Source organism: Bacillus sp. SORGH_AS_0510 (assembly GCF_030818775.1).
Taxonomy (GTDB): Bacteria; Bacillota; Bacilli; order Bacillales; family Cytobacillaceae; genus Neobacillus.
Map to the genome: position 1 here is coordinate 1055790 of NZ_JAUTAU010000001.1, position 17063 is coordinate 1072852.

Consider the following 17063-nt stretch of genomic DNA (forward strand, 5'->3'; position numbering starts at 1 on the left):
CATATTGTCATCATAATAATAGGATAAACATTTTAACCCTTTAAATGATTATGGTAAGATAGGATAGGACTAAGGTTCAAATCATGAAAATAGCTGGAGGACTTACCGTGGCTTATCAAACAAAAGAATGTTTTAAAATGTTTACGTTAAATTCCAATCGTAAGCTAGCAGAAGAGATGGCGCAGATTCTAGGTTGTGAGTTAGGAAGAAGCTCTGTATCTCGTTTTAGTGATGGTGAAATTCATATTAACATAGAAGAGAGTGTTCGTGGAAGTGAAGTGTACTTAGTTCAATCGACTTCACAGCCAGGGAATGAATATATTATGGAGCTCCTTATTATGATTGATGCATTGAAAAGAGCTTCGGCAAAAGCAATCAATGTAGTTGTTCCATATTATGGGTATGCTCGTCAAGACAGAAAGGCACGTTCACGGGAACCAATTACGGCTAAGCTGATTGCGAACCTTTTAGAAAGAGCGGGAGCCACTAGGGTTTTAACAATGGACCTGCATGCACCACAGATCCAAGGTTTCTTTGATATCCCTGTTGATCAGTTAATCGGTGTTCCCATTTTAGCGGAGTACTTTGAAGGGAAGGGATTAGAGGATGTGGTGGTTGTTGCTCCAGATAATGGCGGAGTAACGAGAGCGAGAAAATTGGCAAGCCGCTTACATGTTCCGATTGCTTTTGTTGATAAGCGTCGTCCGAAACCTAATGTAGCTGAAATCATGAACATTGTCGGTAATATTGACGGAAAAAATTGCATCCTTATTGACGACTTAATTGATACGGCTGGAACGATTACTCTTGCAGCACAAGGTCTAATGGAAAAAGGAGCGAAAGCTGTGTATGCATGCTGTACACATCCTGTTCTTTCAGGACCAGCTGTCAGCCGAATCGAAGCTTCACCGATCAAAGAGTTGGTTGTAACGAATACGATTGAGCTTCCAGAAGAGAAGATGATCAGCAAGGTTACCTCTTTATCGGTTGCTCCGTTGCTTGCGGAAGCGATTGACCGAATTCACAACGAAAGACCAGTAAGTCCTTTATTTGAATAAGAGCGGCTATTACGATCCAATTCCTAACTTTTAGGGGTTGGATTTTTTTATGTAATTTTTCCTAGAGCAAGGCAGGGACTAATCCTCGTGAAGAAGGAGGGACGACGGGTATTTGATAAAGATTACTGCCCGTTGAGGAGAAAAAAGGAGAAGACCGGTAACTAGTCGCCGTGACTACTGCCCGTTGACGAGAAAAAAGGAGAAGAATGGTAACTAGACGCCGTGACACCTGCCCGTTGAAATGTTAGAACTGGTAAGTTATTCAGAGCCTATTGTTCTAAGCTAAAAGAAGCATAATGAAAAGTAAAAAGACAGGCCCCAAACGGGTCAGTCTTTTTAATTGGAAGAAATTTTACAGTGAGCGACTAGGAATTTAGTGCTATATTTAACCATATATTATTCGGAATCCTGGGGTGGGTCTATTTGGGAACTGTGGCACTTCTTTTAATCATTTGTTTAATGATTACTTGCGGCATCTTTATTTGTTGGAGAATGCTGACACATCAGAAAGAACGTAAGCAAACGGAAGCAAAGCTTCTAGAGAGTGAAGACCGTTATCGGAGCTTGGTTGAACTGTCACCTAAAGGCATACTAGTCTATCAGGACCATAAGATTGTTTATGCTAATTCTGCTGCGCTGAGACTGTTAAAATCTCCCGATGAAAAAGAACTACTTGGAAAATCACTGCTTGATTTTGTTCACCATGATAGTAAGGAAGAGATGATCAACAACCTACAAAAAGTCATGAACGGTGAATTTGTGGCACTCCATGAATATAAGTTTACTACCATGACAGGTGAGACCATTTGCGTAGAGGCAGTTGGCTCTACCGTCATATTTAACGGAAAGCCGGCATTGATGGCAATTGGAAGTGACATTACCGAAAAAAAGAATTTACAACAGCAATTGACTATTAACGAACAGCGCTACAAATCCTTATTCGAATACCATTCTGATGCTGTGTATAGCTTGGACTTAGAGGGGAAATTTACTAGTGTAAATAAAGCCAGTGAATCCATTTCAGGGTATCGTCCTGATGAACTTCTGCATAAACATTTTACCGATTTCATCTACACGGATGATTTACAGAAAACCATCGATATTTTTGACTCCACTTCAACAAACGGTGGGAACCCTCAAAGTCATCACATTCGCTTAAATCATAAAAGTGGAGAGGTTCTCCACCTGAATGTCACCAGTGTACCAATCATTGTGAATGAACAAGTAGTGGGTGTTTATGGGATTGCAAAAGATATCACCGAGCAAATTCAAAACCAAGAAACCATCCGGCACTTAGCTTACCACGATTATCTGACAGGCCTGCCGAACAGAAATCTCCTGGAAAATCACCTGTTATTAGAGCTTAATTTAGAAGAAGATAAGAATCGGAAAATGGCTATTCTTTTTATTGACCTTGATCGCTTTAAGGCCATCAATGATACGTTTGGCCACTCAGTGGGCGATTTGCTGTTAGTAGAAGTAGCCAAACGGTTACAAACTGCCATTCTCGGAAAAGATCAGGTTTTTAGGCAGGGTGGAGATGAATTTATCGTTATTCTAAATGATGCAGACCGGATGATTGCCGAAAAGGTAGCTCTTCGGATTTTATCTGTTCTGGCCTCACCATTTACTATTAACAAAAGTGATTTATTTATTTCTCCGAGTATTGGTATCAGTTTGTTTCAAGAGGATGGACAATCAATGGAAACACTGATCAAGCATGCCGATTTTGCCATGTACCAAGCGAAAAAGGCAGGGAAAAATACGTATCGCTTTTATTCAAATAAAGAAATTATAGAGAATGTGAATCCCCTTCTTATGGAAATGGATTTGCATAAGGCGATTGAAAGGGAAGAGTTTATTCTTCATTATCAGCCTAAAGTTAATTTAAAGACCGGGAAAGTCATTGGGGCTGAGGCTCTAATCCGCTGGAATCATCCTGATAAAGGAATGATTCCTCCTTCGCAATTTATTCCGGTAGCGGAAGAAACAGGGTTAATTATCCCTATCGGCGAATGGGTTCTTCAAGAGGCATGTTCGCAGCAAAAGAAATGGATAGAGCAGGGATTCCCCAATACAAGGATGTGCGTGAATTTATCCGCCCGTCAATTCTCGCAATGCCAAATTGTCCAGACGGTAAAAAAGGTTCTGGAAAAGACCGGTTTAGAACCTCAGCACTTAGAACTTGAAATAACAGAGAGTATGACGATGGATATTGAACGAACCATCATTACGTTACACGAATTAAAAAAGCTTGGACTCTTAATTAGTATTGATGATTTTGGAACAGGATTTAGCTCATTAAACTACTTAAAACAGTTCCCGGTCGATACATTAAAGATCGATCAGTCCTTCGTTCGGGAGCTATACAATCAAACAAATGACGAAACCATTGTCAAAACCATTATTACTATGGCCCATACCTTACAATTAAATGTTGTGGCCGAGGGTATTGAAACAAGGGAGCAGCTTGTCTTTTTACAACAGCATCTTTGCGATACGGCACAAGGCTATTTCTTTAGTGAGCCACTCCCGGCAAATGATTGGAATCAGGCGTTCTTTAGTAAAATAGAAGAAACCGTGAGTAAGTTCGGCATCTCGCAAGATACAACCAAACGAATGTGGATGGAAGAAACGGTACGGATTGCACGTCAGGAATTACAAGATACCCTACAGAGACAGCAGGGATTGACCATTAAGTATACCAAGATAGATGGGAAATTTGTTCATACCTTGTGTGAAGGTACGTTACTTCGACGCTTTGGATTAGTACCAGAGCAAGTCATCGGGAAAGAATTGCATGAATTCCTTCCGGAAAAGCTGGCTCAAGAAAAACTTGCTTTTTATGAAAAGGCTTGGGATGGAGCAGAGAATGTTACGTACGAAGCGAAAGTCAACGGAATTTATTATTTGGCTGCATTAAGTCCGTTGAAAAAACGTGGGAACGTGGTAGAGGTCATTGTTTCGTGCAGTGACATTACGACTCTTAAAGAGACCGAGAAAGCATTAAGGGAAAGTCAAGAAATGTACCGGCTCGTCGCTGATAATATGACAGACCTGATCACAGTTTTCGATTTAGATGGAAAAATTAAGTATGCCTCTCCGTCTCATAAATCAGTACTTGGATATCCAGCCAGTTACTATGAAAATTATAATTCCACTTCAAATCTTCACCCGGAAGACCAAACGTTTTACAAACGAACCTTTGTGAACACGATCAACAGTAAGCAACCGTGCATCATCCGATATCGGATATCGACTCATAACAGGAGCTGGAAGCTTTTTGAGGTAAAATTGACCCCGGTCACCGACGACCATGGCAAGGTTATTCATATAATAGGGGTGGCCAAAGATCTAACGGGTGCTTTACAAGTGGATGAAGAATACCAAAGAGGCTGACATTGAAATGTCAGCCTCTTTTAGTTAATAAGAAAGTATAAAATTCGACTTCGAGAATTGTCCAGCTCCAGCGCCTAGCCAGTTTTCCTCCTGAATAATCACCCTTGAGTATCTTGTAACAATCATGGCTTGATAAAGCGATGATTGTTACAGCTCGGGTCAAATGTTCTTCGGCAAGTAAAGTCAAAGAGCAACTTTTCTTCTGAAGAACATTTGCCTGTCGGGGCTGACCAAGGCGCTTGCGCTTTTATTCATTTAATGCGGCAAGAATGCAAGTTGATAGAAGAATAAAACTGCGAATACGTAAAGGAGAGGATGCACTTCGCGTCCATTTCCTTTGACTACTTTTAACAGCGGATAGCTAATAAAGCCAAGGGCAATTCCTGTTGCAATACTTGAGGTAAGCGGCATGCTCAAAATCGTTAAGAAAGCAGGAAAGGCTTCATCAAGTTCGTTCCAACGGATTTTCGCAATACTTCCCATCATCAGACTGCCAACAATAATTAAGGCAGGGGCTGTGATGGAAGACAGTCCAGAAACGGCACCAACAAGTGGTCCGAAGAAGGCTGACAGGATAAATAATGCGGCAACGGTCACAGAGGTTAGACCCGTACGGCCACCAGCTGCCACTCCAGAAGTAGATTCAATATAGGCTGTTGTCGGGCTTGTCCCGAACATCGCACCAATCGTTGTGGCAATGGAATCGGAAAGTAAGGCCTGGCGTGCACGCGGCAATTTATCACCTTTCATTAATCCAGCTTGATTGGCAACACCGATCATTGTGCCGGTTGTGTCAAAAATCGTCACAAGGATAAATGAGAACACAACTGCATATAGGCTGTGTTGAATGACATCAGTTAATGCTGTCACTGGATTTGCAACAATCAGTCCTTCAGGAAGGGATGGAAGCGACATAAATCCTTTATCGAAGGAAAGGTGACCAGTTAAGAAAGCGATGATTCCTGTAATGACCATTCCGAAAAATAAGGCTCCATTGATTCGGAACATCATTAAGATTAAGGTGACAGCTAAGCCGACAAGTGTCAGCCAGGCAGAAGCAGCATGCAGGTCACCAAGTCCTACAAGATTAGTCGGATGTGCTGTAATAATTTTTGATAAACGCAGTCCGATAAATGCAATGAACAATCCAATTCCAGCTGTTATCCCGTATTTCAGGTTTTCTGGAATGGCTTCGATTAATTTTTCACGTAACGGTGTAAGTGATAGGATGATAAAGATAACACCCGCAATAAATACGGCAGCAAAGGCAGTTTGATAGGTAATATTATGGTGTGCGCCAACGACCGAATAGGCGAAGTAAGCGTTAAGCCCCATTCCTGGTGCGATGGCAATCGGATAGTTGGCGAAAAGTCCCATCCAAAGGGTACCGAGCACCGCAGAAATGATGGTAGCGGTAAAGACTTGCTCGAAAGGTACACCCGCATCCGCTAGAATGACTGGATTGACAATGACGATATACACCATTGTAAAGAAGGTCGTGATGCCTGCGAGTAGTTCTGTTTTTGTATTTGTTTGATTTTCTTTTAGCTTAAACATGAGTTTCCTCCAAAACACGAACAATTTATTAAGACTTTATCTATATTATTCGTTTTGTGGGTATTTTTCAATAGGTATTTTATATTGTGCCCTATTTAAATATTTTAAATTAAGGGCAAGCTTCATAAAAAAAGACCTTCGCTTTTAGAACAGCGAGGTCATTTTTATGGATTAAGGGGTATTACCTAATCCAATGCTTATAGAGAATACTTCATTTTCTTTGCCTTCGTGATAATTGAAGATGACGATAAAACTTCCAACTGGCTGCATTTCAGGGAAGAGCTTGGCCAATGTGTCACTATGATAGAGCATCACTTTTTGCGGTAAGTCTTTTGTGTCAGTGTATTCCTTTTCCAGCTTTGCATCCTTTGGTATTAATTTGGCAGCGACTTGTTTGGCCTCATCCATAGAACGGTTTTTTTGGTCAGTTGATTCAAACTGTACAGTCAGGTCGACCGCACGATTGTTAATAAACATCGGCAGTAAATAATCGTTTTTGAACCTTCCCATTTGGGTATTTCCTTTATTCTCTCCATATTGCTTCGAGAAGGCATCTACTGTATCGCCAAGTCCTGGTTCGACTGAAACTTGTTCAGTCACCGTTTCTTTACTATCCGTATTTTTCGTATCATTCTTTTCGGTTGTTTCCTTTTTCGTTGTATCCGCATTCTTTGCATTGTCCGAATTATTGTTGTTACAGCCTGCTCCCAAAACTGTTAAGCAAACTAACAACATGATTAATCCCAATTTCCTCATATGTACCTCCGTGTTGAAATATTCTAAACCTTCATACTCCATCCTCCATTATAATTCCCAAAACCTCTAATATGCAATTTATAGCCCATTATAGATCGGAGTGTCCAGAAGTAGAGAACAAACAACCATATACAATTAAGACTTCAAAATAAAAAGCTGTGTTAAAGAACAGTGTTGATTTATACAACCTGTTGATTGGAGCGGAAGGCACGAAGACTCCTCGAAAATGCTATCGCATTTCCTTCGTGCGTGGGCGAATTCAAGATGCAATTCAATGTCCTGTGGGAGTATGGTTTAGGGGAGACCCCGCAGACGCTTGCGTCGAGGAGACTCGCCGAAACACCCACGAACCGCTCGTGCCTGGAGCGGAAATCAGCAGGCAAGTTTAACAAAAAGGTGCTATGATTCATAGCACCTTAAAAGTCTTTCTTGATGATATTTTGCTTTTTCAATAATTTGTTGTTTTAAGTCAAAATCCAGACAGTCTTGTGAAATACGGTGAAGGTAATGATAACGCCATTTGTGCCATTGAATGGTTAATTGCTGAACCACATTTATCACCTCATCAATTAATTATAAAACGTCACGATCATTAAGAAGATATAACTTTCTATACCCTTCGAACGACATTTCAATCTTTTGTACATGGATATATGGGAAAATTTTAGCAGATACTAATAACAAGCCGTACTTTTTCAAAAATGCTATAATGGGGAAGGTAAATGAAATTCTAGCTAAGGGGAAATGAATAAATGATTCTCGTTGTTGGCGGAGCTGGTTACATTGGTAGCCATCTAGTAAAGGAATTAGTAGAAAAGGAAGAGGTCGTTGTACTCGATAACCTGTCGACCGGGCATCGCGAGGCGGTAGATAGCCGCGCTATTTTTGTAAAAGGTGACCTTGGGAACGAAGAAGACCTGCAAATGGTTTTCAGAAGTTATCCGATTAAAGCGGTTATGCATTTCGCTGCTTATAGTTTAGTAGGGGAATCTGTCGTGGACCCCTTAAAATATTATGAAAACAACGTGGCTTCGACGTTAACTTTGTTAAAGGTTATGATGAAATTTAACGTGAAAAACTTTATCTTCTCTTCTACCGCTGCTACCTATGGGATTCCAGAGGTTGAGCTTATTGATGAAACAAGTACAACTGCACCGATCAATCCATATGGTCATTCTAAGCTGATGGTAGAACAGATTCTAGCTGATTTTTCAAAATCCTACGGGTTAAATTATGTGGTGTTGCGCTACTTTAATGCAGCTGGTGCCCATAAGTCCGCGGTGATCGGCGAAAGTCATGACCCTGAAACGCACCTAATTCCGATCGTTCTTCAGCAATTATTAGGACAGCGCGAAAAGGTATCTGTATTCGGAACGGACTATGACACGCCAGATGGTACATGTATCCGTGACTATATTCATGTTACTGATTTAGCGGAGGCACACATACTTTCCCTTGAGGCTCTCTTAGCTGGGAAGAAATCGGCTGAGGTGTACAACCTTGGAAATGGTCTTGGCTATTCTGTTAAGGAAGTCATTGAAACATGTGAAAAAGTAACCGGTGTGGAGGCGAACGTAGAGATGGCAGACCGTAGAGCAGGTGACCCTGCTAGATTGGTGGCTTCCTCACAAAAGATTTTCACCGAACTTGGCTGGAAAGCGGAACGAAACCTTGAGCAAATTATTGCTGATGCATGGAATTGGCATCAAAACCAACAATATTAATAGAGGTCCCATCCCACTTGCACGTCTAGCAAGTGGGATTTTTTATGATTATTTAGGCTATAGATAAATAATAATAGTATTTACCTCACCGTCAAACTTGGGTATTATTTCAATAGTTACATAGAAAGGCTGTGGGATTTTGAAATTATTTTTGAAAAATTATCGTTTTACCCTTATTCTCCTGTTGTCCATCATTATTGGCGGAGTAGCAGGAATGGTTTTTGGAACGAAGACGGCGGTTGTGAAACCGTTAGGAGATCTATTCCTTAATTTAATGTTCATGATGATCGTGCCACTAGTATTTTTTAGCATAGCTTCAGCGATTGCGAACATGAACGGCATGAAACGTCTAGGAAAAATCATGGGGAGCATTGTGGTTGTATTCTTAGTAACGGCATCTATTGCTGCCATCCTTGGACTAGCCGGTGCCTCTATTATTCAACCGATCCAACATGGGGACATTGCTTCGATTAAAGAGGTAATGAAGCAAGCAACAGACGAGACGGATGCTGAAAAGGTATCATTTCTTGGACATTTAGTCGCTACTTTTACTGTCTCTGATTTCAATTTGCTGTTATCAAGAAGTAATATGCTTCAGCTGATTGTGTTTGCTGTCCTATTCGGAATATCAACGGCAATGGTCGGGGAAAAAGCAAAACCAGTGACCAACTTTTTATCTGCGGCAACGGCTGTCATTATGAAAATGGTCAGCATTGTGATGTACTACGCACCGATTGGACTGGGTTGCTATTTTGCGGCCGTAATCGGTGAACTAGGGCCACAAATTTTAGAAGGCTATGCACGTTCTTTTGTTTTATATTTGATTCTTACTGTGATTTATTATTTTGGATTCTTCACCCTGTACGCTTTTATTGCTGGCGGCAAGGAGGGAGTAAAGATTTTTTGGAAAAATGCAATTACGCCTTCGGTTACTGCTTTAGCCACTTGTTCAAGTGCAGCTTGTATCCCTGTCAACCTGGCAACGGTTAGAAAGATGGGCGTTCCAAAGGATATTGCCGAAACGATTATCCCTTTAGGAGCCAATACACATAAAGACGGTTCTGTTTTTGGCGGCGTGTTGAAAATCGTCTTTCTTTTCGCATTGTTTGGTAAGGACTTAACGAGTATCTCAAATATCTTAAGCATCTTGGCGGTTGCCTTTTTAGTTGGCGCAGTCATGGGGGCAATTCCAGGCGGCGGAATGATCGGCGAAATGCTTATCATCAGCGTATATGGCTTCCCGCCTGAAACACTGCCGATCATTGCGGTCATCAGCACCATCATCGATGCACCAGCAACCCTATTAAACTCAACAGGAAACACCGTCTGTGCAATGCTTGTCACACGACTTGTCGAAGGAAAGAACTGGATTAAACAAGCCTTCGCCTGATGGTGTCAATAATGGTGTCAGGCACCAAAGAAAGATATTTGTCCTCCTGTGGTGGACACTATTTTTCATATAAGGGGACAGAGTGAATAGCTCTGTTCCTTTTTTGTGATTTGAGTTAAGATTTAACTGTTACAGCCAATTTGTTGACAATTAAATGAGGTGTTCATTATGGAACATAAACCTGAAAATCATACACAGAAACATGCTGAGCGAACAAATTTTGAATTATTACAGGAACGCCTCAGCCTAACACTCGCTTTCAGCAAACGATATCAGATGTCAGCAGCGGTTTGTTATCTGCGGTTCCATCTTCCATTAGAGCTTACACAGCAAAAAGACGATGAAATCGAACAAGCTCTTGCTGGTAAAATTCTGGCAAGATTAAAGCGGACGATACGGGATATAGACACGGTGGTTAAAATCAATCAATCCGATTTTGTTATTTTGATAGCAGACATTACGGAACACGATTGCGAGATTATTTGCACAAGAATTCTCCGCTCGATTTCGGATACATACACAGTGGATTACCATCATTTTTCTATTAATGGAAATATGGGGATTTGCATGTATCCCTATGGTGCAGAGGGGCCTGATGAGTTGCAATCCATTGCGAAGACAGCTATGTATGATGCCGAAGAGTTAGGAGACAATCAGTATGTTTTCTACAGGGGAGAATTAAGTCAAGCGGCGTACCGAAAAGTGCTTATTGAAAATGATCTTCCCTACGCGTTAAAGAAGGAGCAATTATATGTTCACTACCAGCCACAATATTACTTGAAGAAGAGAACAATTGAGGGCGTAGAAGCATTAATTCGTTGGAATCACCCAAGCTTAGGCCCCATTTCTCCAGGAGAATTTATTCAATATGCAGATGAAGCTGGCGTGAGTCATAATCTCTTTTTCTGGATGTTTGAAGAGGTTTGTAATCAAATTCACAGCGAAACGGAGCGAAATTTAAAGTATTCGATTAATCTTTCAGTGAACCAGCTTTTATTACCCTATTTTTTACCGGAGATTACGAAGCTAATCCAGAGGTACTCCGTCCCTGCAAGCCGAATCACATTGGAAATTACTGAAAACATTGAAGTTTACACTGTAAAAAAGGTGAATGATACACTGCGCTCTCTGAAAGAATTGGGCTTTTCTCTAGCTTTAGATGATTTCGGGAACGGATATTTCTCGTTTGCAGACTTTATCAAGCTGCCGATTGATTTTATTAAGCTTGATCGAAACTTTGTTTCAAGCCTTTTGAAAAATAAGCAGCATGAAGGTGTCGTTTCGCCTATTATCCAGATGACCCATAACTTGGGCTTACAGGTGATTATTGAGGGGATTGAAGACCCTATCCAATTTTCGGTGTGGGCGAATTTGGAATGTGATATCATCCAAGGCTATTTTATTAGTAAACCTCTATCTGATATGGAGCTTACCGATACGATTGTTGAGATAGAGAAAAGGGTCAATGCAAGTTACTGAATAAAGGTGGCATTTTTATGAAAAAAACGTGGAAAGATATTTTACTTATTCTAGTGGGGGCACTTATTTTTGCCGTAGGGGTCAATTTTTTCACGATCCCAAACCGGTTGTCTGAGGGCGGAATCCTAGGGATCACAATTATTGCCCATTATTTATTTGATTGGTCGCCGGGTGTGGTGAACTTTGTGTTAAATGTGGTCCTGTTAGCAATCGGTTATAAATTTTTTGATAAAAGAACCATGCTCTATACGTTATTTACGATTGGGGCCTGCTCCGGCTTGTTGTATTTGACCGAGGATCTCGGCAGGCAGCTGACGAAAGATACATTCTTGGCTTCTGTATTTGCGGGCTTATTGGTCGGCGTAGGCCTTGGGTTAATCTTTCGGGCAGGAGGAACCTCTGGCGGATCTACTATTCTAGCAAGGCTCGCTAACCAACTTCTAGGATGGAGTATCGGGAAGGCGATGCTCATTATTGATATCATCGTAGTGGCAGGTTCGGTGTTTATTATTGGACTGGAAAAAGCTATGTACACCTTACTCATCGTGTATATCGGGGCAAAAGCGATTGATTTCATTGTTGAGGGTTTGGATGAGCGAGTGGCTGTCTTAATTATCTCCAATTCACCGGAGTTGGTGTTGGAATATATCACGAGTAAAATGTCACGAGGCTTAACCGTATTAGACGGTCGTGGAGGCTACACGGGTCAAAACAAAGAAGTCCTTTACATTGTCATTAACAAGCAGGAAATCGTCCAACTAAAAAGCATCATCCGCGACATAGACCCAGATGCCTACGTCACCATCCACAACGTCCACGAAATGATGGGCAAAGGGTACAAAGCGAGCTAGATGTTGGTGTCAAGCACCATTCGAGGACATTTGTTTGCTCTGGATAGATAAATTATTATAGGGAGAGATTTGATTTGCAAGATATTCATACTGAGACCCCTCTAGCTGAAAGATTTGAGGCGGCATTTAATCGGATACATAAATGTCTTATGAAACTAGTTCGAAATGCAAGAAGTGATAGTTTTAAAGTATTATTGGACAGTGGAAACTCCCATGCTATTATTCGTACCCATCGGCATGACCTCTATCAATATGCAAAGCTTCGCAATGCCCTTGTTCATGAAAAAATAAAAGAACGGTATTATATTGCCGAGCCAAATGTCGATGTGGTGACGCATATCGAAATGATTGCTGATCGATTCGAACAGCCTGTTACCGTTTTATCGATTGCGAGCTCACCGGTACTCTATTACAAAGAAGAGACCCCGCTAATGGATATTATGAAAGTTGTAGATAAATTGTCTATTTCTATTTTTCCGATCTACGACGCATCGGGCGCGTTTAAAGGGCTCCTTACTTCAGAAGGAATCATTCGCTGGTTATCCAAACAGCCTTCGTCGACAATATCCATTGAAAAGGTTCGTGTACGTGACCTCATGGTTCATGAAAAGCCGCATGAAGTGGTTTTTGTAAAAAAAGAAGCGGACATATTTGAGGTAGAGGAAATCTTTGAAGATACCTTCTTAGCCCAAAAGAAGCTGGAAGCTGTCATTATTACGGAAAACGGAAAGGCAACGGAAAAACTGCTAGGAATCATTACGTCTTGGGACTTAGTTGAAATTAATACGTTGGAACAGTAGTTACAATAATACGGAGTTGCGAACTTGTCGCAGACTTAAAAACAGGAGGGCGGCTTTATGAGAAAGCTACCCTCCTTTTTCATTTCAGTACTTCACTCTCTCCACACTAACTCTTCCCGAAAAGAACGTAGCCCCACCGCCCATGTCGGCAAGGCGGTCTGGGGTTAGTTCGTTGACTAGTTGTTTTGCTCCGTCCCGGTCCGCCCATAGCCCTTGGGTGACAACAACCCCCTGAAGAACATTTTCTCCAACAGATGCCCGTAACACACATTCTCCGCGATTATTCCACACGCGAACTTGGTCACCGTCTTCGATACCTAAAAGATCGGCATCCTTTTGATGAAGATGCACCCGCGGTTCTTTTTCCAGCGAGACGTGTTTTTTATTGTTGGAAAAAGTAGAGTTTAAAAAATTGTGATTCGGTCCGGGAACAAATTGAAAGGGGTGATCCCCGTCCTCTTTTGATGGTATATAAGTTGGCAATGGGGGATATCCAGCCGCCATCATTCTCTCGGAATATAATTCTATTTTCCCGCTAGGTGTTGCTAAATTACCAGGGAACAAAGGTTTTACAGCGGCTTTCATATATGTTTTTTCAACCAAAGCATCATGGGTAATTTCCCTCTAGCCCTGGGTTCCTTGGAAAATTAAGAGCAGCAGCAATCATCTCGGCTTCTGTCTCCCCTAGAGCTGGTTCCTTAAAACCCATTCCTCTTGCCAGCAATTGAAAAACTTCCACATTTGACTTAGACTCCCCATATGGCTCCATTACAGGCCGCTGGAGCTGAATGTAATGATGCCAATAAGATGTATAAAAATCCGTATTTTCATAAGAAGAGGTCGCCGGTAATACGATATCCGCATACAGGGCTGTTTCTGTTAAGAATAAATCATGAACGACAAGGAATAGGTCCTCACGCCCAAGCCCTTCTCGAACTCTTCTGCTGGAAGGCGCCACAACCGCAGGATTGGATCCGTACACGTACATGGATTGAATGGGCGGATCGAGTGTCATTAACGCCTCGCCAATCTGGTTCATGTTAATCGTTCGAGTGGATTTTATTTTCAAAAGATCGGGCCTCTGGAGCGCACTCGTGTTAAATGCAAGGTAGGCTGAGTTCCCTTTAATCGCCCCGCCGCCTTTGACGAGCCATTGACCGGTAAGGGCAGGAAGGCAGGAGATTGTCCGGACGAACATGCCGCCGTTATCGTGATGCTGTGGTCCGTTCCCAATCCTGATAAAGGAAGGAAACGTTGTTCCATAAATTCGGGCAAGCTTGTAGATATCCTCTACCGGTACACCTGTAATAGTGGAAACCGTACCTGGATCGTATTGCTTCACATGCTCTCGCAGCTCCTCGTGTCCCACGGTATAGGATTGTAAAAAGTCATCGTCTGTCATATTTTCAGCAAACAAAATATGCATCACACCAAGGGCAAGAGCACTGTCGGTTCCTGGTAATATTGGAATAAACCAATCTGCTAATCTGCCAGTTTGATTCTTATGGACATCAATGACGATAATCTTGGCACCGTTTTGTTTCCGCGCTTTTTGAGCTAGGGCCACCTGATGCATGTTGGTGCTGACGGCGTTAATGCCCCAAAAGATGATCAATTTGGAATGGATAGTGTCCTCAGGATCAATCCCTGAACTGTTGCCCATCGTATAGCTGTAGCCAACGGAACCTGCTGAGGAACAAATCGTCCGGTCGAGCTGGGAAGCTCCTAATTGATGAAAAAAGCGGCGGTCCATGCCTTCAGCGGTTAGACGGCCCATATTGCCATAAAAGCTGTAAGGAAGAATACTCTCCGGGCCGTGTGAGCCTATTAATTCCTTCCAGCGGGAGGTAATCGTCTGGATGGCTTCATCCCAACTAATACGGTCAAACTTTCCTTCGCCTTTGGCACCTACGCGCTTGAGTGGATACTTTAACCGCTTCTCATCATAAATGCGTTCCGTCATATGACGAACTTTGTTGCAAATATGCCCTTGCGTTACCGGATGGTCCGGATCTCCTTCGACCTTCACAATCTTTCCATCCTTCTTGTGAACAAGCAATCCGCATTGATCTGGACAATCAAGCGAACAAACAGAGCGAAACACGCCATTTTGCTCCATCGGCCGTAACCTCCTTAAAACCATTTTCAGATAATTACTATTTTAACAGAAAATGTGTCAGAGGGGGTCAGACCCCATTCAAAAAGGAGGCTGACTCAAAGTCATGCCCCCCTAGTTTGATATATAAGAATGTTTAAAAGTCGACTTCGAGAATTGTCCAGCTCCAGCGCCTAACCCCTCGGGTCAAATAACCTTCTGCAAGTAAAGTCAAAGAACGACTTTTCTTGCAGAAGAACATTTGCCTGTCGGGGCTGATCAAGGCGCTTGCGCTTTTCTTAATTGATTTTCTTTTTATCTTTACTCAAGATGGTAATCTCGTACGGGTCGTTTCGGACTTCTTTGGTTAGGTCGTCGGTTTGGATAAAGCTGTTAATTTCTCCCTCAATTCGTTTCGCGAGACTTCTGGCGTCTTCGTCGGAGGAATTGACGGAAGTTTTAATGGTTATTTGCAGTGGCAGTGGATGGAACGAATACGAGAAGCCGCTCACTTTAAATTCCTTATTCGTCATCAGCCCGCCAACAAGGATACTAATGATATTATTCTTTTCCCAGCGCAGTTCTTGCTCACGTGCTTTCATATCGATTTTGCTGATCCGATACTTAAATTTGCCGCCGTACAACGCGGTGGTGTTGTCGAGAAACGCCTTCAGTTCATCCGTTCTAGTTTCCGTCTTTGGAATAGCAACATACACAAACCGTTCAAACTGGTTGATTCTAGCCTGGACGGGAAACGGCATCTCATAGTGATTATCCTTCAGATAAGCAATTATCTGTTGCTCCAGTGCCTGGCTGTCTTTTGTATACTTTTCCACTTTAGGATCTTCTTTTTCCGGAACGATGACCCTTTCGCGCTTGGTGATAATATCAAAACTGCCGAAATTATTAGCAATTAACGCTTTATTTATATTATTCTCCACATGACCCTTTATGCTGTCGTAATCCTTTTTAGAATATCGCAACCCTAATTTCACTTCTTTGTCAGGAATCGATAAGTCAAAAGACCCTAGCTGGTACCCTTTATTATTGGCCACATCCCCAATTAGCTCTGCGACAGCATTTTTATATTCTTCCTGCTGAATGAAATAATGGAAGTAGGGAATCTTTGCTGCTACTTTGGCCGCCCCCAGTGAAAGGTTAGCCGAGCCGATTAAAATCACTAATACAGCGGCAGCGGTAACAGTGGAAAAGATTACTTTCCTCGATGTTCTCTTTTTGGTTACCCCCGAAATCTGGCCCGTTTGACTCTTAATTCTATTTAAAACATTTCGTTTATGTTCGTCCTTAAATTGAAGCTCATCGAATACAGATTTAGGGTATTTCACATTATTCTTCATAAATATTGCTCCCCTTTAATGATGTTTTTAGTGAATTTCGCCCTCGATGAAGCCTGGTTTTTACTGTATTGGCATTAAGATTTAATAGCATAGCAATCTCATCGACACTGCATTCCTCATAATAGTAAAGGGTAATGACTTCTCTCAATTTTAACGGGAGAGTGAGAACCTGCTGAAAAATCATCTCTTTCTCTTCGTTTTCAATTACCTTTATATCTGTATCCGGTGCGCTGCTTTTTAATATCATCTGGAAAAAATCTTTGTATTGAAGATTTCTATACGACCAGCTTTTCAAGACATCCTTGCATTTATTCACGGTGATGCGGTACAGCCATGTTTTATAGGTGGAACGGTTTTGAAATTCATCCAGGTGGTTATAGCAACTGATAAATACCTCCTGCGAAATATCCTCTGCCAGTTCTTTATTTTTGACATATGTAAACGCCAGTCGAACCACCATATCGCCATATTCATCCATTAACCATGTTAGCTGGTCTTCCTTGGTTGCATAGCTCACTTCATTAGGAGTCGAATGCTCTTTTCTTTTTATTACATACAATTCGATGTCCCCCTTTCCTACAAACTTAGACGAAGCA

The 17063-nt window shown here is 41.8% G+C and carries 12 protein-coding genes and 1 pseudogene; 7 read left to right on the forward strand and 6 right to left on the reverse strand.

The window, feature by feature from the left end; all coding sequences use genetic code 11:
* The first annotated feature begins 83 nt into the window (after positions 1-83).
* Complete coding sequence (locus QE429_RS05555; RefSeq protein WP_373463177.1) at positions 84-1058, forward strand: ribose-phosphate diphosphokinase; 975 nt, start codon at positions 84-86, stop codon at positions 1056-1058.
* A 432-nt stretch (positions 1059-1490) separates the two neighbouring features.
* Positions 1491-4457, forward strand: a complete 2967-nt coding sequence (locus QE429_RS05560) for an EAL domain-containing protein (protein WP_307290730.1) — start codon at positions 1491-1493, stop codon at positions 4455-4457.
* A 255-nt stretch (positions 4458-4712) separates the two neighbouring features.
* On the opposite strand, the gene QE429_RS05565 is transcribed toward QE429_RS05560, so the two are convergent.
* The 3 genes from QE429_RS05565 to QE429_RS05575 form a co-directional block, all read right to left on the reverse strand.
* Positions 4713-6014: an NCS2 family permease gene (locus tag QE429_RS05565; protein ID WP_307284962.1), complete on the reverse strand. Its 1302-nt coding sequence runs from the start codon at positions 6012-6014 to the stop codon at positions 4713-4715.
* A gap of 171 nt (positions 6015-6185) precedes the next feature.
* Positions 6186-6770 (reverse strand): hypothetical protein, encoded by a 585-nt coding sequence (locus QE429_RS05570; protein WP_307284965.1) that lies wholly within the window; start codon positions 6768-6770, stop codon positions 6186-6188.
* 399 nt (positions 6771-7169) lie between these two features.
* Positions 7170-7322 carry a hypothetical protein gene (locus tag QE429_RS05575; protein WP_307284968.1) on the reverse strand — a complete coding sequence of 51 codons (153 nt, stop codon included), beginning with the start codon at positions 7320-7322 and terminating at the stop codon, positions 7170-7172.
* Between the two features lie 200 nt (positions 7323-7522).
* On the opposite strand from QE429_RS05575, the gene galE reads away from it, so the two are divergent.
* From galE to QE429_RS05600, 5 genes are all read left to right on the forward strand, one after another.
* Complete coding sequence (gene galE / locus QE429_RS05580) at positions 7523-8494, forward strand: UDP-glucose 4-epimerase GalE (protein ID WP_307284970.1); 972 nt, start codon at positions 7523-7525, stop codon at positions 8492-8494.
* Between the two features lie 139 nt (positions 8495-8633).
* Positions 8634-9884: a dicarboxylate/amino acid:cation symporter gene (locus tag QE429_RS05585; protein WP_307284972.1), complete on the forward strand. Its 1251-nt coding sequence runs from the start codon at positions 8634-8636 to the stop codon at positions 9882-9884.
* Between the two features lie 168 nt (positions 9885-10052).
* Entirely contained in the window at positions 10053-11363 is a 1311-nt protein-coding gene (locus QE429_RS05590) for a putative bifunctional diguanylate cyclase/phosphodiesterase (protein ID WP_307284974.1), read from the forward strand.
* A gap of 17 nt (positions 11364-11380) precedes the next feature.
* Positions 11381-12214 carry a YitT family protein gene (locus tag QE429_RS05595; RefSeq protein WP_307284976.1) on the forward strand — a complete coding sequence of 278 codons (834 nt, stop codon included), beginning with the start codon at positions 11381-11383 and terminating at the stop codon, positions 12212-12214.
* Positions 12215-12288: 74 nt separating this feature from the next.
* Complete coding sequence (locus tag QE429_RS05600; protein WP_307284978.1) at positions 12289-13014, forward strand: CBS domain-containing protein; 726 nt, start codon at positions 12289-12291, stop codon at positions 13012-13014.
* 84 nt (positions 13015-13098) lie between these two features.
* Here the strand turns inward: QE429_RS05600 and QE429_RS05605 are convergent.
* The 3 genes and pseudogenes from QE429_RS05605 to QE429_RS05615 all read right to left on the reverse strand — a co-directional run bounded on the left by QE429_RS05605 (position 13099) and on the right by QE429_RS05615 (position 17026).
* Positions 13099-15133: pseudogene (locus QE429_RS05605) on the reverse strand (molybdopterin-containing oxidoreductase family protein).
* 275 nt (positions 15134-15408) lie between these two features.
* Complete coding sequence (locus tag QE429_RS05610; protein ID WP_307284981.1) at positions 15409-16467, reverse strand: DUF4030 domain-containing protein; 1059 nt, start codon at positions 16465-16467, stop codon at positions 15409-15411.
* Complete coding sequence (locus tag QE429_RS05615) at positions 16457-17026, reverse strand: sigma-70 family RNA polymerase sigma factor (RefSeq protein WP_307284983.1); 570 nt, start codon at positions 17024-17026, stop codon at positions 16457-16459. The genes QE429_RS05610 and QE429_RS05615 overlap by 11 nt, the downstream gene beginning before the upstream one ends.
* Positions 17027-17063 lie beyond the last annotated feature (37 nt).